Genomic DNA, 23,782 nt, shown 5'->3' with positions numbered 1-23,782 from the left:
AGGAGTCAACCATGATCCGAACACCCGATGAGCGGACGACGACGTCCGGGTCAGCCGACACTTTCACAGGCCAAGTTTTCCTTGACCAATTCATTGCCGCGGAGGGGCCGTCGAGACTGAATGCGACGGCGGTAACGTTCTCGCCTGGAGCGCGGACCGCGTGGCATAAGCATGACTTTCGACAGATCCTGATCGCGACCGTCGGCCACGGGTTCGTTCAAATCGAAGGCGAGCCGGCACGTTCGCTTTATCCCGGAGACGTCGCGGTGGTGCCTCCGGACACCGTCCACTGGCACGGCGCGGCGGCTGGCAGCCTTTTCACCCATATTGCCCTCTTGGAGACCGAGGCTGCGGGGACGTGCTGGCTTCATCACGTGAGCGGCGAAGACTATGCGTGCGCCAATGCATCACGCGTAGAGTGATGTGGCCGATCCACCATTCCGGCGCGGCCGAAGGGTTTTGCTCTTTGATCCCAAAGCCTCGTCGCGCGAAGCGGGGCTAATCCAGTCACCGCTGATGTTGTAGAGCAGGTTCTGTCTCGCGCCATCGGTGACCTCAAGCCAACATTGACCCGCAACGGCTACAATGCTGCCGCCACGATAAACCAGCTCAACGCCCGGCCTTCGGACGTGCGCGCCTTTCTGGCAGGCACGCTTGCTCCGGAACAAGCCCGCGAATTCACCTAACAGCTTCGTATAGCCGGCGTTCCGCTTTGAATCCTTCCCTTTCCACTGGTACCCAGTTTGAGCATGCCACCGTTGATTGCGAGCAGCCACAGATATTGACGAGCAAATTGGCGCAAAGCGTGAGCAGACCCGCACCGCCACTGGCAGTCAATGCAAGCAGAAATCCGCGATGTTTGCGAGTATTCCCCGCTCCGTCAGCAAGCGCCTACAGCTAGGAGATCATATTCGACAGCATCCTAGCGCGCTCGTCCACTCGGTCCGTGGCAAACAACGCCGCTCCGACGACGGCAAGATTGATGTCCAGAGCACACAGCTTCGCAAAATGTGCAGGCTCGATCCGGCCATCGACAACCGACTTCAAGCCTCTTGGACGCGCAGCTAGGCGCTCGAATGCAGCCTCGTCGAATTCGCCGCCACCTGCCGGCGCGGTCAAGAACAGAAGACCGTCGACTTCACCCTTGATCGCCGCCAGATCCTTCACGGCGGTCGTATGCCGAAGCGCGGCAAATACCCGAACGCCATTACTTTTGATAATCGAGGCGATTTCGGCAAAATTGGAGACGGCCTCGACATGCACGGCAATGGAGCGGACCCCCATTTCCGCATAGCGGATCGCCACCGCCAGCGGCTCGCGAATCATCAGATGAACGTCCAGGGGAATTCGCGTCCTTGAGTGCAGCTCCTTGACCAACCTGGCGTTCAGGCCGAAATCGGGCGTGAAGGATCCATCCATGATGTCGATATGAAATGACTCGACATGAGCCGACACCGCCGCAATGTCGTTCGCGAGCCGGAGCGGATCGGCGGCGAAAAGAGAGGCGGACAGCTGCATCATGCTCGATGAGCCCAGGCCGCTTCGCGAAGCTTGCCGAGCGACCAGTCCCTGACCGGCAACGCCTTTTGGCTGCAGCGACCGTGCTGGAAGATCGCGATACGATCGCAAACCTCCATGAGCTCTTCTTCCTCGCTCGATACGACAATGATGCATCTGCCCTCATTGGCCAGATTGCGGATGATGTCGTAGATGTCGGCCTTTGCGCCGATGTCGACCCCCTTGGTCGGTTCGTCGAGCAGGATGAGATCTGCATTCTGCTCGATTATCCGACCAAGCAGCACCTTCTGCTGATTGCCGCCAGACAGGGACTTGACCGGCCTATCCAAACGGCCGCGGGTCCCGATCCGCGCAAGGGTGTGCGTCGCCGATTTGTGCGCTCCGACTACATTCACGAAGCCGCCGAAGCGGTAACGCTGCAGCGTCGAAAGAACCACATTCTCATACGCCGACATCAGCGGGATGAAGCCGTCATGCTTGCGCTCCTCAGTCAGGAATGCAATGCCGCTGGCAATCGCATGTTTGGTCCCTTTTGGACTGTATGCCCTGCCCAGTAGCTCGATCCGGCCGGAAGAGGTTGCCTCCACGCCATATAGGGATCGCAGAAACCGTGTACGGCCCGAACCAACCAGGCCGTAGAGACCGAGTACTTCGCCACGGCGGGCCTCCACGTCGATGCCTTTCAGACGAGGCCCGACGAGGCCCTGCACGCTCAGGAAGACATCATTGGCGTCGCTGACCGTGCTGGTCCTTTCGACCATATGCGGATGGGCATCGCCGACAATAGCATCGACAATGGCCTTCTTGCTGATGTTTCCGCCTAGGGCTCGGTGGACCACCTTGCCGCCGGCCAGTACCGTTGCTTCGTCGCAAACGGTTAGGACTTCGTCGAGTTTATGGGAAACCAGGACGATGCCGATATTGCGCTCACGCGCGATATGGCGGACTTGAGCAAGAAGATCTGCCGACTGCTGGCCATCGAGCGCGGTCGTGGGCTCATCGAGAAAAAGAAAATGCGCTTTGCTGTCGAGGTTGGCGATCACCTCGATCAGCTGCTTCTCGGGATGGGAAAGCCCCTTTACGAACCTGGTCACATCGAGATCCAGACCATAAGAGAGCATCAGCTTGCGCGCATAGTCATCCATCGCTGCGCTGTCTCTTAAGCCGCGGGTGACGATTTCCCGCCCAAGAAAGAGGTTCTCCGCGATCGTCAAATTGGGAATGAGCCGCAGTTCCTGGTAGACACAGCCGATCCCCTTCGCCAACGCTTCGCGCGGAGAAGACAAGGCGAGCGCCTCGGATCCAAGAGAAAGCACACCCTGATCTTGTATGATGGCACCGGCGAGGATCTTGAGAAGTGTGGACTTGCCGGCGCCGTTATGCCCGAAAAGCCCATGGATCGTGCCGGCCTTCACCTCGAAGTCGATGCCGTGCAGGACGCCGACACCCGCGAATGACTTCGTGATACCTTGGGCCTTGTAGCTTGCCGCCAGAGTCATTTCCGCCTCTCCAGGGCGTTTTGCGATTTGACGGAATCACCTCGAATCGCAAAGACGCGCCGAAACAAAGAGTTGGAGCAAAGAGGCGTTTCCGCCCAAACGCGCTTTGCTCTAGGGGTCGCGCGGCCCGAATGGGCCGCGCGTCTATCATCTCAGTAGGCCTTCTCCGCCGTCTGGGCGGCATTGTCCTTGTTGACCAAGAGCGGCGGACTGTTGATCACCGGCTCCAGTTTCGCGCCGGCGAGGAATTTCTTGATGTTCTCCACCTGGATCTGCGCCAGCTTCGCCGGTTCCTGAATCGCCCCCGCCTTCAGGATCGAGTTGTCCTCGATGTTCTTGACGCCCAGCTTGTCGACGAAGGCGTAGAGTTTCACGTCCTCGCGCCCCAATTGCTGGATGGCCGCCAAGGCCCCCAGCGCGGCCGGCTCTGTGTCGGAATAGACGACCGTGATGCCCGGATTGCCTTGCAGCATTTCGGTGGTCACTTTCAGGGATGTCGTCTCTTCGACCTTGCCGTTGACCAGCGCGACGAATTTCGCATTGGGGTTGGAGACAAGCGCACTCTTGAATCCTTCGTCGCGGATGTTGGCCGAAACGGAAGTCGGCTCGCCGACGATGCCGATGACGGCATGCCCGTCGGCGCCGATGTCCTTCAGGAGCTGCTCGCCGATATAGACGCCGCCCGCCTTCTGATCGGTCTGAACCGCTTGCTCGACCTTGAGATTCTGCGCCTTGAGGCTCTCGGGATCGGGCAGCAGATTGATGGTAAAGACCGGGATCTTCGCCTGGTTCAGTTCGGAGACCGATGCCACACACGGCCCCGACGAAACGCAGTTCAGAGCCACGGCCGAGACGCCTTGCTGGGCCAGGGTCTGGACCTGAGAAAGCTGCTTGGCATCGTCATTGTCGGCAATGAGGACGCGAACATCAAAGCCCTGCGCAGCCGCATTCTGCTCGAAGCTCTTCTTCATGGCCACGTAATAGGGGTTCGTCAGGTTTGGCAGCGAAACCCCGAGTACTTTCTTGTCCTCGGCATTGACGGCCACAGTTGACGTCAACAGCGATGCAACAAGCGCACCAAAGAAGACCCCCTTGCCCATTCCCATCATGGCATTCCTCCCGTTTAGGATGGTGATCGTTGATATGTGATCTGCCGGTGTCGGCCGGCGCCGGTTCCAGGCGGCGTCAGTTGCCACCCGAGAGTTTGCCCTGCAACAGCCGGGTCCAGGGCATGTTCAAGCGACTGGAGGAGCGCAGGGTATCGAACGTCACCCCCACCAGGATGATCAGGCCAATCACCAGCGGCTGCCAGTAGGCGTTCACATTGAGGACGTTCATGAGATTAGAGATGGTCGCGATCAGTGTTGCGCCGATCATCGCTCCATAGATCGAGCCGATGCCGCCAAACAGGCTGACGCCGCCGACGACCGCGCCGGCGATCGAGAAGAACAGCTCGTCGCCTCGGCCCGCCGTCGGGTATCCCGTCATCAGGCGGGAACCGTAGATCAGGCCGCCGCAGGCACCACAAAAGCCGGAAATCGCATAGACGAGGATGGTGATCCGGGAGGTGTTGACCCCTGCCAGCCTGGCTGCTTCCGCATTGCCGCCCACCGCGAAGATATGCCTGCCGGTGACCGTGCGCTTCAGGAAGAACACAGCAACGACGATTGCAACGGCAAGTGCGACGACGGGAAAGGGAATGCCGAAGACCTTTGCCTGTCCAATCATCCGATAACCCAGCTGCATGACGCGAATGGACTCCGCGCCCGTGATGATCTGCGGGATCGAGGCGGCGACGCCCATCATCGCAAAAGTGACGATGAAGGGAGGCACGCCGGTCTTGTCGATGATCACGCCGTTCACGGCGCCGGCGAGGGCCCCGACCACGAGCACCAGAATAGTGGCAATCGGCCAGGGCAGTCCCGCCGTCTCCATGAATACGGCCGCGAGCACACAGGTCATTGCGACGATCGAGCCGCAAGACAAATCAATGCCTCCTGTAAACAATACAAAGGATTGCCCCAGGCAAAGGAAACCGATCACCGCTCCGTTCAACAACAGAACGAAGATGTTGGAGACGGTGAAGAAATTGGGCGATGCCAAGGAGCCGGCTATGAACACGACAAAAAGCACGAATGCAATCCCGGCCTCGGCAGGAACCTTGAGGCCGTGGCTATGTTTGACATTTGCCCGAGTTAAGTCGGTCATTTTACCTCCCTTACCTTGTGTCTTATTGGGCACGATGGCAGGCTAGACGGTAGTTGGCCCTGACGTCCTCGGCTTTGCGGGCAGCATCCTGATTGGGCTCGGCGACCACCTCGTAGTTCGGCCGCCATTCCTCCGCTACCGAGGCAGTCGACCGCCCCAGCAGGGCCGAAGCGGCTTGCACTGCCGCACCTGCAGCGGCAGCTTCAGGCAGGTCGCAGGTCCAAACCGGCTTTCCGGTCAGATCGGCAAGAATCTGGCGATAGGCCCGGGATCGCGAGGCACCGCCGGTGACGATCAGGCGGCCATCCGTCTCGAGGCCATGCGAGACCAGCAGGTCTCCCCCTTCGAGGAGGCCGCAGATCACGCCTTCGACTGCTGCCCTGGCAATCTGGCCCGGTGTGACGTTGCTGCGAAACCCGGTCAGCGTTCCCGTCGCATCCGGCAGATTCGGGGTCCGCTCGCCATCGAGATAGGGAACGAGCACCACACCGCCGGCACCGGGCTCGGTCCCCAGCGCCAGATTGTCAAATTCTTCGACATCCGTGCGCAGCAAGCGCCGGAAAGTATCGGTAACCTTGGCCGAATTCATGGTGGTGATCATCGGGAGGAAAGCGCCGGTTGCGTCGGCGTAGCCGTTGATGGCGCCGCTCCCGTCTTTGATGCCAACGGGAGTGAGCCCGTAGAGCGTACCGCTCGTCCCCAGCGAGATCACGATGTCGCCCGCCCGGATTCCCATGCCGAGGGCAGCCGTCATGTTGTCACCGGATCCCGCACCGACGACGGCACCACCAAGAGCCTGGAGCCCGGCTCCACCGATCGCCCGTCCGGCAGCCTCGCTCGAACTCGATGACTTCCGGCAGGATCCGATCCCAGTCGACACCGGCGACCGCCATCTCGGCGAGTTCGAGATCCCAGTTATTGGCGAACGGGTTGAAATAGCCGGTGCCGGAGGAGACCCCCCGCTCGGTGATGGCACGTCCCGTCAAGCGGAAGACGATGTAGTCGGACGGCAAGAGGACGTGCCGCGCATGGGACACCAGACCGGGGAAGTTGCGCTCCGTCCAGGCGAGCTTGCTGATCGTCAGGGCCGGAGCCGGGACGGAACCGGTACGCCGTGCCCATTCCTGCGGTGGCAGTCGCTCGCGCAGATGATGCGCGTCCGGCGCCGACTCCGTATCGTTCCACAGTTTGGCATTGCGAAGCGACTTGCCCTCGCCGTCAAGCATGACCAACCCATGCCCCTGGCCGCCGACCGAAATCGCCGCGATCCGCGACTGATAGGGCATCAACTCACCAAAGGCGGCAAGAAGGGCATCCCACCAGGCCTCAGGAGCCTGCTCGCTTCTCGGCGGCGTTGTGCCCGGATGGGGCGCACGCGCGTGCGCGACGACGCCACCATCCTCGATACGCCTCAGCACAACCGTGCAGGATTGGGTGGAAGAATCGATGCCGGCAACCAGGTCGCGGGACATCGGATTACCCTTCCGCGCCGTGAAGTCGCTTGAGGCTCTGTTCTGCGTCTCGGCCGACCGCACCGGCAGGATGGGTGAACAGCAACCTATCCCAACTATATCCGCGAGCCACGCGGCAAACCTCTACCAGCGCATCGGTTATGGCCGCCGTTGCCAGCGAGCTGCCGGTGGCGACCACCGCGCCCAGATCGCTTCTCGCCGGCAGGATGAGATGAATGACGTGATCGGAAAGGGCCGCCAGCGCAGAGGCCTTGTCGGCGGTGATGGAAATCAGGCCTGCGCAGAGAGTCTTGGCCCTCTTGCAGAACTCGTTGAGCTCGTCCGAGCTTCCGCCCTTCGACAGCGCAAGCACGAGATCCTCGGGCCCAAGCACACCAAGACCGCCGTGAAGGCCATCCGCCGGAGGTAGATAAAACGCGGGCGTGCCCCCGACTGAAAGCAGATGCGCGGCCCTGCCGGCAATGTTTCCAGACGTGCCGCTGCCCGTAACCAGGATCTTTCCGCGGCATTCGGCGAACAACCGCGCCACTGCCAGGAACTCGCCATCAATTCCCTCAAGGGCCGCAAGGATAGCGTCGGCATCCGAACGGACAACCTCCTTGGCGCGATCGAGCCATTCGCTGTCCGACTGCATGCATGGTCCTCCCTTGGTTGAGGTCACCATATGCAGATCTCATTTACTCGTCAAGTGAGTGCATAATCGCTCATTTGAGCAAAATGCAAATACCCATCAAATGAGGCGTCGGGCCACACCCGCATCCGTCACGAGCGTAGTGATCCACCCCCCTTTTAAGGCAGCCCGTATCGCCTCTGACTTTTGAACCCCCCCGCCCACGCCAATCCGCTCAGGGATCTTTCGAAGTTGCCCAGTACCAAGACAGAGGCCGACATCGTCAAGCGGGCTCGATACTTCGCGCCCCTGGTCGTCGATAAGCGTCGCACAAAGATCCGCACATACGCGGCGCTTGAGAGCCTCCCGCCGCCAATCCTCGGGGAACCCTGAGCACAAGCACGATTCCTGAGGGTTCCAAGAGCCAATGCCGACGACGAGCACGTCGATCTTGTCATATCGAGACATGGCATTGGCGATGGAAGGCTCGTTCCGCAATTTGGCAACCAGCCCCTTGTCTTCCACCCACATCGGCCCAAAAAGCGGATAGGCAACGCCGCCGCTGGCGCGTGCGAAACGATGCACGAGATCAGTTGGATTCTGCGATAGATCGAGGCCAGCCGGGCTTCCGGCCGCCTGAACGACATCCACTTTTGGCAATTTCGTGAGCGCCTTGGCCGTGGCCGCCAACGTACGTCCCCAAGACATGCCAAGGAGTTGACCGTCCACGAGCGTCTCCTCCAAGAAATCCGCGGCGAGGAGCGCCAAGGGTTCGAAAAGTTCGTTCGACTGCAGGTCGGGACCTTCGAGGACAAGGGCGGCCTTGAGCCCGTAGATCTGGCGCAGGCGTTCGGCCAACGCCATGTTGAGGTCGCCCTGCTCCTCAATTTCGATCCGCACGATCCCCTCCGCCAATGCGGTATCGATCAGACGAGCAACCTTGAACCGCGAGATGCCCAATTCATCGGCGATCTGGGACTTCGTCTGTTGCTGGAGATAGAAGCGACGAGCAACGAGAGAGGCTTGGAGTCTCTGTAGGGGGCGACGCGGCATACGATCCTCATGCGCTCATTTGCTGAGCATGGCGCTCATCTATCTAAATCGTTATCGTCGAGCGGCTATGTGTGCAAGATGTCTGGGCTGCATCAGATCGATAGCCATACCCTCACTATCGCCCCCGTGACGCGAGGCGCGGACTTGCAATTATTGGCGGGCGCGACGGATGATGGTCCGAACCTGGCAAGCAACGAAAGTCTCGATCCGCAGGGAATTTGGCTCTGTCGCAAAGTTGGATTGTGGACGGGCATGGGCGGACCTGATCCGGTTCAGAGGGAGAGGATTTCGAACTGCTCGGCAAGGGACGGTGCTGGATTGAAGAATACCTCGCTTGTCGTTTGCGCATCATATGAACCATCTCGATGCCAGACGTGATCGTCACTGCACAGACCATTGATTTGAAGCCAAGCATCGACCGGGTCCGTCGCTTGATGCGACGGCGATCTTGCTCGATGCGGTTGTTGAGATATTGGCTGGCGCGAATGCCGATAGCCTTCAGCTCCAACCGTCCCTCGCTTCGCAGTCGGCTTTCACTATCACAGGCGATAATGGCCTGCCGGTTGGTCTGGCTTCCATCGATGACGATGCACTCGGGTCTGCCGTGACGCTTCAATGCCGTGCGGATGAAGCGCTTGGCGGCCATCAAATCGCGGTGCTCGCTGAAGTGGAATTCGACAGTGTCGCCGACGCTGTCGATCGCGCGATACAGATACATCCAACGGCCGCGAACCTTGATGTACGTCTCCTCAACATGCCACTTCCCGGTGACTGTGCGCTTTCGCAGGTTGAACCGCTCCAGCAACAGCGGTGAAAAGCGAACGACCCAGCGGTGGATCGTGGAATGGTCGACCCGGATGCCGCGCTCGACCATCATTTCTTCCAGATCGCGCAGGCTTAAATTATAGGCCAGATACCAACGCACGCAAAGCAGGATCACCGAGCGGTCGAAATGGCGGCCTGAAAACATGAAGTCATCCTCTGAATGAGGCGGACACTCATGCCGTCACATGGTTGACGCTCAGTTTGCGACAGAACCCTCGGAAGACACATGGCCGATCCGCTCACCGCGGCTGACATCGACCTTATATTCATCGCTTGCGTCGCGACGGCTATCAAGAACCTCAATGGTCATGGAACCAATCTCCATGACGGGCGCCGGAGACCTCTCTCCCGACCCTCAACCCGTCACGAAAATCCCGTCCACTCTCTCACTCTAACGAGCGCTACGGCACCGCCTTATGCAGGAAGACACCGGTACCGACGAAAGGACGGACGAATGCTCTCCGATCGATAGTTAAATCGTCAGCTTCCCTCGTACGCCACACTATCGAGGGCATGTCATGTCTTTGCGATCGATCCCGTCCCGGTGAAGCCATCCAGTTTTGCGCCGATCGAAGCCAGGCCGACCTGGATCGTCAATAAGGCTGACGTTCTTTGCCATTCTGTTAGCATGTTCAAGCCTTGCTGGATGGCTGCGCGCCAGTTAGGGCCCCGATTCCAAGCCTCGGTGAAGGCTTCGGCAAGATCGTCCCCACGGCGGGTTTCGCCGAGGGCCTCGATCAGCAGGCTCGCCTGCTGGATGTCCTTCTCACGCTTTGCAGCACTGCTGGCATCCGATTGCCGCCGTGAGGCGACAATCAATTTATGCACCGCATATCGCTGCGGCGACGGCACGACGACCGGGGCGCCGGATCGGTGGAGCATGACGGTCCGAACCGGCTCCTGGATCAGGAAGTCGAGGCGGCGTCGGGGAGCTGTGCTTCGGGGCTCTTCCGGATCGTCCCAATGAGCTTCCCGTCATCGTCGCGGATGTGACGAGGCTACATGATGAAGTCGGATATCGGCCGGTTTGGACGATGCGGGACCGGCTGTCCGAGACGATTCAATGGTGGCAGAACCGCCTTCGAGCAGACCATCTTCCAATATGACGTAGCCTTTTCCTTGGCTCGGCATGAGCCGTGCCAGCGTCGCAACTGGAGAACCGTGACGTGGATCAAATTGCTTTTCCAGAGGGGTTTGTCGCAAACCCAGACGGAGTTCGTAAGAAGAGGTGTTTACGCCACCATTCACGCTGCCGGGAGTTCGAACTGCGCTTTCAGTGACGGGCGTGGATCATGGGCAACTCTCGTCTGTCCCTTGCGCATCATGTGGACCGGCTCGATGCCAGAGAGGATAAAACCCCGGCGCTTGCCATTGACTTAAAGCCGAACATAGGCCGGATGCGACGCTTGGCGCGTCGATGATCCTGTTCGATCCGGTTATTGGGTTGTGTTGCAAACTCCTCGCTGAGCAATGTTTGCAATGAGAGCGCCATCCGTCCGAAGGAGTGCGTTTATGTTCGAGGGCCGCCATTTCGAACGCTCGGTGATCCTGCTTTGCGTGCGTTGGTAGCTGGCTTACGGCCTGAGCCTGTGCGACTTGAAAGAGTTTGTGGCGGAACGCGGCATCGGCATCGATCACTCGACGATCCATCGCTGAGTCATTCACTTCTCGCCGTTGCTTGTGAAACGCCTCAACCGGCGCAAACGAGCCGTGACCGGCAAGTGGCACATGGACGAGACATACATCAAGGTTCGCGGCCGTTGGATGTATCTGTATCGCGCGATCGACAGCGTCGGCGACACTGTCGAATTCCACTTCAGCGAGCACCGCGATTTGATGGCCGCCAAGCGCTTCATCCGCACGGCATTGAAGCGTCACGGCAGACCCGAGTGCATCGTCATCGATGGAAGCCAGACCAACCGGCAGGCCATTATCGCCTGTGATAGTGAAAGCCGACTGCGAAGCGAGGGACGGTTGGAGCTGAAGGCTATCGGCATTCGCGCCAGCCAATATCTCAACAACCGCATCGAGCAAGATCACCGTCGCATCAAGCGACGGATCCGGTCGATGCTTGGCTTCAAATCAATGGCCTGTGCGGTGACGATCACGTCTGGCATCGAGATGGTTCATATGATGCGCAAACGACAAGCGAGGTATTCTTCAATCCAGCACCGTCCCTTGCCGAGCAGTTCGAAATCCTCTCCCTCTGAACCGGATCAGGTCCGCCCATGCCCGTCTACAATCCAACTTTGCGACAGAGCCAGCGCGATCGCACTCTCGACGACCGGCTGGGCGTCGGCTCCCGGCATCCGGAAGGTGCCGAAGCCGAGGCGAGGCATCGCGACACCCTGTGTCTTGATCGTCTCCATAATGTTTTCCTTTCTTGAATTTCCCGCCGACGGGTCGATGCGGTCACCCTTCCGCGCCGCCGGCAGGCCCAAGCCAACACACGGGCCACGGTGTCAGGTGGATGTTCAGGCCTGGCTCGCCCGGACGAGTTCGGTGATGACGCTTTCGAGCGCTGTGGTGCCCTTCACCGCCGACCGGCCCCGTTCGCTGAAGTCAATCCATCCCTCGTTGAAGCCGTCGAGCATCCGGATCCGAGGCAATGGATTTCGCGTGCCCTGCGAGCGGAAGATCTGCTCCCAGCTCTCGCGCGGTACCGTCTCGACCCGGACGGGGCGCCCCAGCACCGTGGCGAAGGCGCGGGCGATATCGTTCGGCGATATGCGTGCCGGCCCCTCCAGCTCGACGACCCGCGTTCCGCTCCAGTCATCGAGGAGAAGCGTGGCGGCCTGGCGCCCGACATCCTGTGTCGCGACCATCGGGAACGGCTTGTCAGCGGGCTGCAGGAAGCTGCGCAGCACGCCTTCATCGCGCGCCGAGGCAACGTCCCAGAGCGCATTCTCCATGAACCAGCCAGGCCGCAGGAAGGTGACGGGAAGCCCGATCTGCCCAAGCGACTGTTCCATCAACGTGCGCTGGGTCAGCAGGTTTTCGTGCGGTGCGTCCGCGCCGATCGTCGACATGCACACCACCTTGCCGGGGCGAGCCCCGACCAAAGCCGACGTCACGGCCTCGATGACATGCCTGGCCTCGGGGAAGCCGGGTTCCGGATCGAACTCGGAGGGCGGCAGGATGAAGACGCCCGTGGCACCCCTGAAGGCCGAGGCCAGGCTTGCCGAGTCGTCCATCTCGGCCAGGGCGATCTCGCAGCCGCGGGTTTTCCACGCCGCGGCCTTGGCCTCGTCGCGCAGGACGGCGCGGACGGGCAGTCCTGCGGCAAGAAGGCTGCGCGCGAGCATGCCCCCGACCTTGCCGGAGATTCCGGTGATTGCGTACATGATGGTTCTCCAGAAAGTTGATGTCGATCGCGTGGGCTCAGGCGAGCCCGGCATACAGACCGCGCTCGAACGCGCCGTAGAGCGCGACGACGCGCTCGTCGAAGAAGGGCAGAACCTGGGTGAAGAGCGCGCCGGTGACGTGCTTCACCGGGTCGAGCCAGAAGTAGCAGTTGAGCAGGCCCGCCCAGGAGATGCTGCCGGCGGAGCGCCCGTTCGGTCCCGGCTGCGTGTTGATGTCGAAAGACAGGCCCCATTTATGCGGCTGTCCCGGGAACTGGTCGAAGCTGCGGGAATAGGGTGGCTGCGCCGAGCGCATCTCGTGGACGTTCAGCTCGCCGATCTGATTCTGCATCATCATGGCGACCGTCTCCTGACGCAGGATTCGGGCGCCATGCAGCGTGCCGCCGTTCAGCAGCGACTGCAGGAACGCCATGTAGTCCCGCGGCGTGCTGAAGGCGCCGCCGCCGCCCGTGAAGAACTCTGGCCGTTGTGGCATCTCGAAGGGCGCCGGATCCAGCCCGCCATCGGCGCGGCGGTTGTGGAAAGTGGCAACGCGCCGCTTCTGCTCGGTCCCGATCAGAAACCCCGAATCCTTCATGCCGAGCGGCGCAAAGATGTTCTCGCGGAAGTAGATCTCGAGCGACTGATCGGACACCGCCTCGACCAGTTTGCCGACCCAGTCCATGCTGATACCGTACTCCCAGCGCTCGCCAGGCTCGAACTCGAGCGGGGCCGTGAAGGCGGCGTTCTTGGAGGTCGCGATGTCGGGCATGCCCGTTACCTTCTCGTAGCGGGTCAGGGCCTCGCTCCAGATCGAATAGGTATAGCCGGAGGTGTGCGTCAGCAGATGGCGCACCTTGATCGCGTGCCTGGCGGGCCGCAGTCGCGGTGTCCCATCCTCGGCAAAGCCGTCGAGGACCTGGGGAGAGGTCAGTTCGGGCAAGTATTTCGCCGCATCGTCGTCCAGATGGAGGCGGCCCTGCTCGATCAGCTGCATGCATGCCGTCGCCGTGAAGGCCTTGGTCATCGACAGCAGCCAGAACACCGTGTCGAGCGTCATCGGGGCGCCCGTTGCGACGTTCGCCTTGCCGAAAGCACCCTCATAGACCACGCCTCTTGGCGTCGCCGCGACGGCGATGACGCCGGCCACGTCGTTTCTCGAAACGCCTCCCCGCAAGGCGTCGTCGACCGCCTTGAAGCGGACTGACGAGCCGGCGGGGTTTGCGACGGCCAGCGCGGGGCCGACCGCATCGAGAGCCAGGATGGCTCCCAGCACTCCCCCGCTCTGAAGCATTGTCCTGCGTGTGAGGTTGGTCATGGCTCACTCCTGTCCGGGTCGAAGGAGGCCCGATCTTCCCGGACGCTCGCCTCGGATATTCCTGCGATGCCCGGTTGTAGGCTGTGCCATGACGTGATTCACGGGTATTAAAATCAATGTTACGGTGACTTCAATTCACTGCTCAGGTGTTCCGACGCGGATCTGCGGAGGCGAAGGGAAATCGAATGGCTTTCGACACGCGGCTTCTGACCGGCATCGGTGTCCTGGCGGCAGTGACGGAGGCAGGGAATTTCGCCCGCGCCGCCGAGATGCTCGGCCTGACACCCTCCGCGGTGAGCCGGGCGGTGGCGCGTCTGGAGGGGCGGGTGGGCGTACGGCTCTTCGATCGCAATCCCCGCGAAGTCAGCCTCACGGAGGAAGGGCGCCGCTTCCACACGAAGGTGATGCCGCTTCTCGCCGGCCTGGAAGAGGCGGCCACCGAGGCCGCGGGCGCGGCGGCGGTCGTGCGCGGCCGGCTGCGCGTGTCGGTGGATCCGTGGTTCGCGCGTATGACGCTTGCATCGAAGCTCCAGCAGTTCCTGGTCCGCTATCCCCTGCTGTCGGTTGATCTGTCCACCAGCAACTACCGCGAGGAAATGATGACGGGCGTCGACGTGGCGGTGCGCTTTGGCCCGCCCGACGAGTCATCCCTCATCGTGCGCAAGCTGTTGGAGACCCGTATCCTGACGGTTGCCTCACCGACCTATCTGGAAAAGCATGACGAGCCGCAATCCCCCCAAGACCTCGTCCATCACGAAGCGCTTCTCTTCCGCGATCCGCAGACCGGCCTGCCCTTCGCCTGGGAGTTCCGGCGCGGCAGGGAGGTCCACGAGGTCAAGGTTTCCAGTCGCCTGGTCATGGACGACCCTTCCGTCGCGATCTCCGCTTGCCTGGCCGGCCAAGGCATTTTCCAGAGCCTCGCGATCGGCATGGAGCCGTTCCTGTCGCGCGGCGAGCTTGTTCAGATCCTGCCGGAATGGTCGGAGGAACTCTATCCGCTCTATGCCTACCACCCCTCGCGGCATCTCCCGCCCGCAAAGGTCCGCGCGCTCCTGGATTTCATCCAGGAGATTGCTGTCTGCGCGTAGCGTGCCGAAGGTGGTTGGGTCGTAGGGTCGGCGTTCTCCATGCTGCTCTGCTGGCGAGTTGGGGATAGGAATCGATCATTTGATCACCAGCATGCGATCAGTTACCTCTCCGCATTACGCAGTTAATATCGATGTCCCGAGCGGGAGGTACAGAAAGAGCGCTAGCGGATGCTACGGATTTCGGTGCTTTCCCATTCTCTCCGCTGCGCGTGCCGTAGGCCGGCTCAAAAGGATGCCCTCTCAATTTTGCCTAGGGGAGAAAGCGATCGTAGTGCAGCGCGCTTTAGAGTGGTTGCGGGGGCCCGCAACCAAGTCCTACGCGGCAGCACGCCACGATGCCCCTAACCGCGTTTTCCCGCGAGGGAATACGATGTAGATGAACGACCAAACAGCTCATATCGAAGCCAGATCATCGTACTGCACCGAGCAATAACTTAAGCAAAAGGGTCTTGTGCATACTAAGATTTTCGCTCACTCGGTTCTGACATCGATGACAAGATGTTGAGCATCAACCCATGGTTATGTGGTCGGATGCTCATCGATCCCGCGTCAGAATAGGAGGTCAATTCCGACCACGCCGCCATCGTAGGCGCCATCCAGCTCGATCCCGAGAAATTCCGCTCCCGTCGCATTGCCGATTTCGTCGCGGCCAGTCGCCAGCCGAAGGTCAAAAGGCGCTGTAGCCCTCGGCAGGCTCAAAATGACCTTCCATCCTCCCGTTCGCAGACACTCGTCGTAATCTGTTTGGCAGGTCTTGCCGGTCACCGGAATCCTGAACCACTTGCCGTAGGAACCGCCCTGCTCGGAAAGCGCAGCATATTCATATTCGGCATCGGTGATATTTATGACGCACAACGTCCAGGCCAAACCTCCAGGCGGGGACTTCAGCGGATCATATGAGCGATCGATATCTCCATCCTGGATGATGAAGTTGTCGAGGTTTGCCTTGCTTTGGAGCCGTTGCAATTTCATCGTCTTCCCCTGCTCGCTGGAATGTAGGTCGCGCCTGCCGCCACTCCACTACTGTTGCCGAGCCTCAACCGCGCAGCGAGTGCAGGCGGAGTGGTCGACAAAGGCGGCGTTGTCGCCTTGCCGATCAGAAAGCAACCCGCATGCCAAGGCGAAACAGGGGAAGATCCGGGCTTTCGCCAGGCTGATCCTTTGAATTTCGGACAAGTTGTCAGCGCCGGCCGGACAAAACGTCCCGGCACATCCAGATGACGACGCTCGCCGCCGGCGCATGAGCGCATGACGCGCCGCATCGCGCGACGGCGCCTGGCACTGGTTCGTGGCTTTGTATTCGCGCTCGGGCCGCCATGGTTTGCGGCCTCGTGCGAACCCAGCCTGGCCGGACATTTTGTTCGCCGCCTCGGACAGATTGCCCGCTGCTGCCATCTGCCAATCTCGTAATCCATTGATATTTCTCACCATGTCGAATGGCATGCGTCTTGCTAACGCCTTGCCAACGGCCTTGGGCCGAGCATCGGCCCCGCCGAACGATGGGCCGGATCACATCGACGGATGCAGCCGACGGAATGCTGAGAAGACAGGGCGGAATTGTCATGACAACGGATGTGGACACACAAGATGACGTATTGTCTGCGCCACGAAGGACCGGATTTCTCGATCGGCAAAGGATCATCGCCAAGCCCGGCTTCAATCGCTGGATGGTGCCTCCCGCCGCACTGGCCATTCACCTGTGTATCGGCATGGCCTACGGCTTCAGCGTGTTCTGGCTGCCGCTTTCGCAGGCTCTCGGTCCCGCCCCGTCGGCTCGATGTCCCGACCTGAGCCTCATGGCAGCCTTGTTCACCACGAGTTGCAACTGGCGCGTGTCGGATCTGGGCTGGATCTACACGCTGTTCTTCGTGCTGCTCGGCTGCTCGGCGGCCATCTGGGGCGGCTGGCTGGAAAAAGCCGGCCCTCGCAAGGCCGGGGTGGTGTCCGCCCTGTGCTGGTGTGGCGGCATGCTGCTGGCCGCGGTTGGCGTCATCCTCCACCAATTGTGGCTCATGTGGCTCGGTGCGGGCGTCATTGGCGGCATCGGCCTGGGCCTTGGCTATATCTCGCCCGTCTCGACCCTCATCAAATGGTTCCCGGACCGGCGCGGCATGGCAACCGGCATGGCGATCATGGGTTTCGGCGGTGGCGCCATGATTGGCGCTCCCCTCGCCAATCTCCTGATGGGAACTTTCAAGACAACGGACAGCATCGGTGTCTGGCAGACCTTCGTCGTCATGGCCACGATCTATTTTGCCTTCATGATGGCCGGGGCGCTGGGCTACCGGATTTCGCCGCCGGGATGGCGCCCCGAGGGTTGGTCCCCGCCGTCCGCGGCCGGGCGCTCTATGATCACGACCCGGCATGTCCACCTGAGGAACGCTCACAAGACCAGGCAGTTCTGGCTGATCTGGCTGGTCCTCTGCCTCAACGTATCGGCGGGCATCGGGGTGATCGGCATGGCCTCCCCCATGCTGCAGGAGATCTTCGGCGGCCGGCTGCTCGGTCTGCCGGACCTGAGCTTCGACAAGCTCTCACCCGACCAGAAGGTCGCGATTGCGGCGATAGCAGCCGGATTTGCCGGGCTGCTATCCCTGTTCAACATCGGTGGCCGTTTCTTCTGGGCCTCGCTTTCGGACAAGATCGGCCGAAAGAACACCTATTACGTTTTTTTCCTGCTTGGCATCGCGCTTTATGCGGCCGCGCCATCCGCGGCCCATTCGGGCAGCCAGCTCCTGTTCGTGGCGATCTTCTGCGTCATCGTTTCCATGTATGGCGGAGGATTTGCGGCCGTACCGGCCTATCTCGCCGACATCTTCGGGACACAATTCGTCGGTGCCATCCATGGTCGCCTGCTGACGGCCTGGGCAACGGCCGGCATATTCGGACCGGTGATCGTCAATTACATACGCGAATTCCAGTTGGCTGCCGGGGTATCGCGCGCACAAGTCTATGATTTCACGATGTATATTCTTGCCGGCATGCTGGCGCTCGGCCTGATCGCCAACGCATTGATACGGCCATTGGCCGACAAGTGGTTCATGTCCGAAGCCGAGGTCGCAGCCCTTCAGGACGCGCCCGCCTCTGCCCAGGACGGCACGATCGGGACTTTCGGGATCGGCAAGGGCGGCTTGGAGGGCAAGGCCCTGTTCGCCTGGGCCGCCGTCGCCATTCCGATTTTCTGGGGCCTTTGGGTCACGCTCAAAAGCGTCATTGCATTGTTCTGATGCCTGGCAGCATCCTCGGTCGCCGCCGTGGCGACCGCACTATAGGAGTGGAAGATCACGGCCTTCCAATCCGCAGGATCGGCAGGTTGCGCGGGCCGAGCAGTTCCCGCATCCGGCCAAAATGGTCTGTGCCCAAACAGACTATCTGCAACGGTCAGGCCGGCATCGGGCCTCCCCCATCGAGGAACTCGGCATGGCAGAGATCAAATGGTTGAAGGACAACGAATACCCCACGCAGCGGGGAGACTGGGTCTTGCTCACCAGGGAAGGCCCCGTCTGGTCGATCAACAGCGCCACGTCCACCGGCGACAGCGTACCGTCCGTTCCGATCGGTGCCTTCCATCTATTGAACGACTTGCTCGCCTGCACGATCAAGTGGGCCGACCATGCGGGTATTGATTGGATCTACATACGCGCCGGCGATGATTTTGCGCATTTTTGACAGCCGGGTCGTTTACGCAAAAACTCGGCGCGCCGAATATGTCGCCTGGTCGCGCCCGCCGGCAGCGCGCGCCTCATGCCGACAACGTCCTATTTCTTGCTGGGCAGGAGCGCGACGGCTGCCTCCGCTGTCAGCAGGCGGAAGGTCAGGCTTTCCTGGAAGTAGAGCTGGACCGATGTCGCCGAATGGCTGGCATAGCCGATCGAGATGTCCTGGCCCACGGACAATTCGAAATCACCGCCTCGCGTCGTCAGCACCAACCCGCCCTCGATCGCCGGGGCCCAGATGATTCCCCCCTCCACCAGGCGCTCGACATGCTCGAAGACCGGATAGCCGTCATCACTGCCGCCGGTGGCAGCCGTATAGGCATCGGCTCCCAGCACCAGCGCATAGGGTCCGTCGACACCCGCCAGCCGCAACTGGCTCACTGCCTGTGCGACGATGTCCGGATAGCTTTTCACCTGGGCCGGAAGCGTCAGCGCCGGATTGGAAAGGCCCTGACGGATGCCCTCGATCCCGGCCGCGGCAAAGCCATCGAAGACCGCGCGATCCTCGGCGAAGGCCAGCTTGCGCGCCGCCTCCTTCACCGGCGACCAGTCCGAATCCGCCGCACCCCGCTCGACATCGTCGATGGCCTGGCGTGCCAGCTCGAAGGGAACGCGCAGTTCCACCAAGGCCTTCACCTCCCGCTGGGCGGCTTGGACCCCCTCGTCCGGCCCTGCAAGCGGCAGGATATGACCGGTTCCCACCGCCGATGTCGCCAGGCCCTGCGGGCCCTCGACGTCCACCACACGACGGCCGGCCAGATGGCGCTTGAGGGTGCGCGTCGCCTCCTCCTCGATCTGCGCCCAGGCGCCGTCGGAGATCGGTGCCAGCTCCCGATGAAGATTATTCATGGCCTGCTTCCTTCTTGAGCGATCCAATACCGAGCGAGCCGTCACCGCCAGCCGGCCGCGAACCAGGGCTTTGCGCAGGCTCGATATCTGCGGGAACCGGTTCGGCCGTCGCCGGCGCGGCAGCATCGGCCGCCACATCGTCCAGGAACGTCGCCGACGGCACGAAGAACAAGGAGCCGGTCACCGCCCGGCTGAAATCGAGCAGCCGGTCGTAATTGCCCGGCGGCCGGCCGACGAACATGTTCTCGAGCATCTGCTCGATCCGGCGGGGCGAGCGGGCGTAGCCGATGAAATAGGTGCCGAACTCGCCCTTGCCGACGTCGCCAAACGGCATGTTGTCGCGCAGGATCTCCAAGGCCTCGCCATTCTCCTCGATCGAGGTCAGGACGTTATGCGCGTACGGCGCCTTGAGCGCATCGTCCTGCTCGATGTCGGACAGCTTGGCGCGCCCGATGATCTTCTCCTGCTGCTCGACGGGCACCTGGTTCCATCCGGTCAGATCATGCAGATATTTCTGCACGATCACATAGCTTCCACCGGCGAAGGCGCCGTCCTCCTCGCCGATGAGGGTGGCATCCACCGCCGCCTGGTCGACCGGGTTCTCGGTACCGTCGACGAAGCCGATCAGGTCGCGGTCGTCGAAATATTTGAAGCCATGAACCTCGTCGCTGCCGGCGACGGCGTGCCCGATCCGCGCCATGATCTGCGTCGCCAGTTCGAAGCAAAGGTCCATGCGCCGGGCGCGGATGTGAAACAGGATGTCCCCCGGGGTCGAGACCGCATGATGGACGCCGCGGATCTCGCGGAAGGGATGCAGATCCCTCGGCCGGGGCGCTCCGAACAGCCGGTCCCACATCTGCGAGCCCAGACCCATCACACAGGATAGGCGACCCTCGAGATCCCGGAACCCCACCGCCCGCAAAAGCCCCGACAGATCCGCGCACAGCGCCCGGACCGCCGCCTCCGACTCCCCGCCGGGCTTGACCGTCACCACCAGGAAAATGGCTGAACGCGAGAGGGGAGCAACGACCGGCTGCGAAATGACGGTTGGCAAACTCGACTCCATACGGCTATCCATCCGGTTGCCGGCCTCAGCCCAAATCGACCGGACGCCCGGATTTTTCTTCTTCGAGGGTCACGGCAATGTCGGCATTGGCGGACAACCTGACTTTCTCGCCTTCGACCCCAGCCACGAAACCGATCTCGATATAGTGGTGGTGGCCTCGATGCGCCCCGAAGCTGTCGCTCAATTTGAGCTCGATACGATCGCCCACGACGCGATCGACCGTCCCGACATGCACGCCATCGGCTCCGATTACGTCCATATGTGCCTCGATCTGGTCCTTCATCGCACTTCTCCCTTGTTGACCCATGCGCCATACAGCTATCGATCGGATGACATTGCGCTGCTTTAGGCTGCCTCGAATTCATCCTCATCCACGATTTCCGGAGCCTTGCCATTGAAGATGAGGCTCTTCTTGCCTGCGGAGATCTTCACCTTCATATCGTCGCCGATCTCGCCCGCCAGGATCATCTCGGCAAGTGGATCCTGGACGTAGCGCTGGATTGCGCGCTTGAGCGGACGGGCGCCATAGGCGGGGTCCCACCCCTTGTCGGCCAGCCAGTTCCGCCCCTTGGCATCGAGCGAAAGCTCGATCTTGCGATCGTCCAGGAGCCTGCGCAGGCGGGCAAACTGGATCTCGACGATCCGTCCCATTTCGCTCTTCTGCAGGCGATGGAACAGGATGACGGCATCGACCCGGTTGAGAAACTCGGGACGGAAGTGGCTGCGCACCATCGCCATCACCTGTTCGCGCACAGCACTCGTCTTCTCGCCTTCGGCCTGGTTCACCAGATATTCCGCGCCGATGTTGGAGGTCATGATGATCAGGGTGTTGCGGAAGTCGACCGTGCGGCCCTGCCCGTCCGTCAGGCGCCCGTCATCCAGCACCTGCAGCAGCACGTTGAAGACGTCGGGATGGGCCTTCTCGATCTCGTCGAACAGCACGACCTGGTAGGGCCGCCGCCGCACGGCTTCGGTCAACGCACCGCCTTCGTCATAGCCGACATAGCCCGGAGGCGCGCCGATGAGCCTGCTCACCGAATGCTTCTCCATGAATTCGGACATGTCGATACGGATCATCGCTGTTTCGTCATCGAACAAGAACTCCGCGAGTGCCTTGGCGAGTTCGGTCTTGCCGACACCGGTCGGCCCCAGGAACATGAAGCTCCCGATCGGCCGGTTGGGATCCTGCAGGCCCGCCCTCGCGCGCCGCACGGCCGTCGAGACGGCACGTACGGCCTGCGCCTGCCCGACGACACGCTTGGCGAGCATGTCCTCCATATGGAGCAGCTTGTCCTTCTCGCCTTCCAGCATCTTGTCGACGGGTACGCCCGTCCAGCGCGAAACCACCTGCGCGATGTTGTCCGCAGTCACGGTTTCGCTGATCGACGAATTCTCGCTGGCTTCGACGACAGCCAGCTTTTTCTCCAACTCCGGAATTCTGCCATAGGTGAGTTCGCCGGCCCGCTGAAACTCGCCCTTGCGTTGGGCATTGGCGAGTTCCGTGCGCAATCGTTCCAGCTCGCTCTTCATCTTTTGGGCGTCGGAAAGCTTGCTCTTTTCGGCCTGCCATTGCGAAGTCAGGTCGGCCGACTTCTTTTCGAGCTCGACCAGGTCCTTGTCGAGCGTCTGCAGCCTGCTCCTGGAGCCGGCGTCCTTCTCCTTCTTGAGCGCTTCCTGTTCGATCTTGAGGCGAACGATCTCGCGATCGAGCGAGTCCAACTCCTCCGGCTTGGAATCCACCTGCATCTTCAGGCGAGCCGAGGCCTCGTCGATGAGGTCGATCGCCTTGTCCGGCAGGAAGCGATCGGTGATGTACCGGTTCGACAGCGTGGCTGCCGCGACCAAAGCCGAGTTGGCGATCCTTACGCCATGATGAAGTTCGTATTTTTCCTTCAGGCCCCGCAAAATCGAAATCGTGTCCTCGACCGTTGGCTCAGGAACGAAGACCGGCTGGAAGCGCCGTGCCAGCGCGGCGTCCTTCTCCACATGCTTGCGATATTCATCGAGTGTGGTCGCGCCGACGCAATGCAGCTCGCCGCGCGCCAGGGCCGGCTTGAGCAGATTGGAAGCATCCATGGCGCCATCGGTCTTGCCGGCCCCGATCAAGGTATGCATCTCGTCGATGAACAAGATGATGCCGCCCTCGGCGCTCGTCACCTCCTGCAGCACGGCCTTGAGCCGCTCCTCGAACTCCCCGCGATATTTCGCGCCTGCAATCAGGGCGCCGAGATCGAGCGCGAGCAGCTTCTTGTCCTGCAGGCTCTCGGGCACGTCGCCGTTGATGATACGCAGCGCCAGTCCTTCGACGATCGCCGTCTTGCCGACCCCCGGCTCGCCGATCAGCACCGGGTTGTTCTTGGTGCGCCGCGACAATACCTGGATGGTACGACGGATTTCCTCGTCGCGGCCGATGACCGGGTCGAGCTTGCCATCCCGCGCCGCCCTGGTCAGGTCGCGGGCATATTTCTTCAAGGCATCATAGGCATTCTCGGCCGAGGCAGTGTCGGCAGGCCGGCCCTTGCGCAGTGCATCGATGGCCGCACCGAGGTTACGGGGGTCGACACCACCCTCGGCGAGCAGTTTGCCGACCTCACCGCTCTTGTCCGCGACAAGCGCCTGCAACAAGCGTTCAACCGTCACGAAACTGTCGCCGGCCTTTTCCGCGGTGCTCTGCGCGGCAGCCAGAAGGCGCGCCGTCTCGGGGGCCAGATGGATCTGTCCAGCGCCCGTACCGGAAACCTTCGGCAATTTTGCCAAAGCCTCTTCGGTCGCCTGCAGGATCGCACGCGAATTGCCGCCCGATCGGTCGATCAGTCCCGAAACGAGGCCTTCCTTGTCGTCGAGCAGGACTTTCAGGAGGTGGAGCGGCGTCAGCTGCGGATTTCCCTCGCGCGAGGCGAGGAACTGCGCCGACTGGATGAAGCCGCTGGCGCGATCGGTGTATTTATCAACGTTCATCGAGCCATCCCTCACGGCAACGATATCCGGTCAAAACGAAAGCGGTCGAAATGCACGCGCCTCTCCTCGACGGGCCACGAGCATGAAGGTCGCATGCAGATCCCATATGCCGTGGCACGGCGTCCTCCTCATAGCTTTGCTCTTCCTCACTGCCGCCGCACACCCGCCGGCGCGAATGTCCGGCACGGCTGCCCAGTTCCAGGAGCAACTGGCGTGCCAATTTGAAAGGAAAGCGAAATCAATCAGATAGAACTTCGC

General features: G+C 61.4%; 22 protein-coding genes and 3 pseudogenes. 5 read left to right on the top strand and 20 right to left on the bottom strand.

Going from position 1 to position 23,782, the window contains the following annotated elements; translation table 11 throughout:
- Positions 1-11 precede the first annotated feature (11 nt).
- On the top strand, positions 12-422 hold the full coding sequence (locus ACR9ZN_RS00220; protein ID WP_454818824.1) for a cupin domain-containing protein: 411 nt from the start codon (positions 12-14) through the stop codon (positions 420-422).
- Between the two features lie 475 nt (positions 423-897).
- On the opposite strand, the gene ACR9ZN_RS00215 is transcribed toward ACR9ZN_RS00220, so the two are convergent.
- The 11 genes and pseudogenes from ACR9ZN_RS00215 to ACR9ZN_RS00165 all read right to left on the bottom strand — a co-directional run.
- A complete protein-coding gene (locus tag ACR9ZN_RS00215) occupies positions 898-1,521 on the bottom strand; it encodes a beta/alpha barrel domain-containing protein (protein WP_481270982.1) in 624 nt (207 codons plus the stop codon).
- Positions 1,518-3,017, bottom strand: a complete 1,500-nt coding sequence (locus ACR9ZN_RS00210; RefSeq protein ID WP_481270981.1) for a sugar ABC transporter ATP-binding protein — start codon at positions 3,015-3,017, stop codon at positions 1,518-1,520. Before ACR9ZN_RS00210 ends, ACR9ZN_RS00215 begins: the two co-directional genes overlap by 4 nt.
- A 152-nt stretch (positions 3,018-3,169) precedes the next feature.
- On the bottom strand, positions 3,170-4,126 hold the full coding sequence (locus ACR9ZN_RS00205; protein ID WP_454818830.1) for a substrate-binding domain-containing protein: 957 nt from the start codon (positions 4,124-4,126) through the stop codon (positions 3,170-3,172).
- A 76-nt stretch (positions 4,127-4,202) separates the two neighbouring features.
- Positions 4,203-5,258, bottom strand: coding sequence for an ABC transporter permease (locus tag ACR9ZN_RS00200; RefSeq protein WP_481270980.1), 1,056 nt, complete (start codon positions 5,256-5,258; stop codon positions 4,203-4,205).
- A complete protein-coding gene (locus tag ACR9ZN_RS00195) occupies positions 5,248-5,979 on the bottom strand; it encodes an FGGY-family carbohydrate kinase (RefSeq protein ID WP_481270979.1) in 732 nt (243 codons plus the stop codon). Before ACR9ZN_RS00195 ends, ACR9ZN_RS00200 begins: the two co-directional genes overlap by 11 nt.
- A gap of 4 nt (positions 5,980-5,983) precedes the next feature.
- On the bottom strand, positions 5,984-6,697 hold the full coding sequence (locus tag ACR9ZN_RS00190; protein ID WP_481270978.1) for an FGGY family carbohydrate kinase: 714 nt from the start codon (positions 6,695-6,697) through the stop codon (positions 5,984-5,986).
- Positions 6,698-6,701: 4 nt separating this feature from the next.
- Entirely contained in the window at positions 6,702-7,331 is a 630-nt protein-coding gene (locus ACR9ZN_RS00185) for an SIS domain-containing protein (RefSeq protein WP_454818836.1), read from the bottom strand.
- Between the two features lie 96 nt (positions 7,332-7,427).
- Positions 7,428-8,360: a sugar-binding transcriptional regulator gene (locus ACR9ZN_RS00180; RefSeq protein WP_481270977.1), complete on the bottom strand. Its 933-nt coding sequence runs from the start codon at positions 8,358-8,360 to the stop codon at positions 7,428-7,430.
- A gap of 272 nt (positions 8,361-8,632) precedes the next feature.
- Positions 8,633-9,330 (bottom strand): IS6 family transposase gene (locus tag ACR9ZN_RS00175; RefSeq protein WP_481270976.1). Its coding sequence is split into 2 segments (ribosomal slippage): positions 8,633-8,667 and positions 8,667-9,330, totalling 699 coding nucleotides; the frame shifts between segments, so codons are not numbered across the junction.
- A gap of 479 nt (positions 9,331-9,809) precedes the next feature.
- Positions 9,810-10,124, bottom strand: a pseudogene (locus tag ACR9ZN_RS00170) (GSU2403 family nucleotidyltransferase fold protein); the annotation flags it as partial.
- Between the two features lie 305 nt (positions 10,125-10,429).
- Positions 10,430-10,626, bottom strand: a pseudogene (locus tag ACR9ZN_RS00165) (DDE-type integrase/transposase/recombinase); the annotation flags it as partial.
- A 128-nt stretch (positions 10,627-10,754) separates the two neighbouring features.
- On the opposite strand from ACR9ZN_RS00165, the pseudogene ACR9ZN_RS00160 reads away from it, so the two are divergent.
- A pseudogene (locus ACR9ZN_RS00160) lies at positions 10,755-11,395 on the top strand (IS6 family transposase).
- Between the two features lie 6 nt (positions 11,396-11,401).
- On the opposite strand, the gene ACR9ZN_RS00155 reads toward ACR9ZN_RS00160, so the two are convergent.
- From ACR9ZN_RS00155 to ACR9ZN_RS00145, 3 genes are all read right to left on the bottom strand, one after another.
- Positions 11,402-11,554 (bottom strand): hypothetical protein, encoded by a 153-nt coding sequence (locus tag ACR9ZN_RS00155; protein ID WP_454818840.1) that lies wholly within the window; start codon positions 11,552-11,554, stop codon positions 11,402-11,404.
- A gap of 105 nt (positions 11,555-11,659) precedes the next feature.
- A complete protein-coding gene (locus ACR9ZN_RS00150) occupies positions 11,660-12,529 on the bottom strand; it encodes an NmrA family NAD(P)-binding protein (RefSeq protein ID WP_454818842.1) in 870 nt (289 codons plus the stop codon).
- Positions 12,530-12,566: 37 nt separating this feature from the next.
- Positions 12,567-13,847, bottom strand: a complete 1,281-nt coding sequence (locus ACR9ZN_RS00145) for a serine hydrolase domain-containing protein (protein ID WP_481270975.1) — start codon at positions 13,845-13,847, stop codon at positions 12,567-12,569.
- A 185-nt stretch (positions 13,848-14,032) separates the two neighbouring features.
- Between ACR9ZN_RS00145 and ACR9ZN_RS00140 the strand changes: the two genes are divergently transcribed.
- Positions 14,033-14,935, top strand: a complete 903-nt coding sequence (locus ACR9ZN_RS00140; RefSeq protein ID WP_454818846.1) for a LysR family transcriptional regulator — start codon at positions 14,033-14,035, stop codon at positions 14,933-14,935.
- Positions 14,936-15,484: 549 nt separating this feature from the next.
- Here ACR9ZN_RS00140 and ACR9ZN_RS00135 read toward each other — a convergent pair.
- Positions 15,485-15,907 (bottom strand): hypothetical protein, encoded by a 423-nt coding sequence (locus ACR9ZN_RS00135; RefSeq protein WP_481270974.1) that lies wholly within the window; start codon positions 15,905-15,907, stop codon positions 15,485-15,487.
- Positions 15,908-15,955: 48 nt separating this feature from the next.
- Complete coding sequence (locus tag ACR9ZN_RS00130) at positions 15,956-16,378, bottom strand: hypothetical protein (protein WP_481270973.1); 423 nt, start codon at positions 16,376-16,378, stop codon at positions 15,956-15,958.
- A 119-nt stretch (positions 16,379-16,497) separates the two neighbouring features.
- On the opposite strand from ACR9ZN_RS00130, the gene ACR9ZN_RS00125 reads away from it, so the two are divergent.
- Together ACR9ZN_RS00125 and ACR9ZN_RS00120 are read left to right on the top strand one after the other, a co-directional pair.
- The gene (locus ACR9ZN_RS00125) at positions 16,498-18,162 is read left to right on the top strand and encodes an OFA family MFS transporter (protein ID WP_481270972.1); all 1,665 of its coding nucleotides are present in this window, start codon (positions 16,498-16,500) and stop codon (positions 18,160-18,162) included.
- Between the two features lie 193 nt (positions 18,163-18,355).
- On the top strand, positions 18,356-18,604 hold the full coding sequence (locus ACR9ZN_RS00120; RefSeq protein WP_481270971.1) for a hypothetical protein: 249 nt from the start codon (positions 18,356-18,358) through the stop codon (positions 18,602-18,604).
- Positions 18,605-18,693: 89 nt separating this feature from the next.
- Here the strand turns inward: ACR9ZN_RS00120 and ACR9ZN_RS00115 are convergent, their stop codons facing one another.
- The 4 genes from ACR9ZN_RS00115 to clpB form a co-directional block, all read right to left on the bottom strand.
- Positions 18,694-19,500 (bottom strand): family 1 encapsulin nanocompartment shell protein, encoded by an 807-nt coding sequence (locus tag ACR9ZN_RS00115; protein ID WP_454818233.1) that lies wholly within the window; start codon positions 19,498-19,500, stop codon positions 18,694-18,696.
- Complete coding sequence (locus ACR9ZN_RS00110; RefSeq protein WP_481270970.1) at positions 19,493-20,566, bottom strand: Dyp-type peroxidase; 1,074 nt, start codon at positions 20,564-20,566, stop codon at positions 19,493-19,495. The genes ACR9ZN_RS00115 and ACR9ZN_RS00110 overlap by 8 nt, the downstream gene beginning before the upstream one ends.
- Positions 20,567-20,591: 25 nt before the next feature.
- Positions 20,592-20,849, bottom strand: coding sequence for a DUF2171 domain-containing protein (locus ACR9ZN_RS00105; RefSeq protein WP_481270969.1), 258 nt, complete (start codon positions 20,847-20,849; stop codon positions 20,592-20,594).
- Between the two features lie 62 nt (positions 20,850-20,911).
- Positions 20,912-23,524, bottom strand: a complete 2,613-nt coding sequence (clpB, locus tag ACR9ZN_RS00100) for an ATP-dependent chaperone ClpB (protein WP_481270968.1) — start codon at positions 23,522-23,524, stop codon at positions 20,912-20,914.
- Positions 23,525-23,782: the final 258 nt, after the last annotated feature.

The organism is Labrys sp. HAY1-8F, assembly GCF_056754975.1.
Note: the sequence above shows the minus strand (reverse complement) of the source record. Positions and strands in the feature narration are given on the sequence as shown.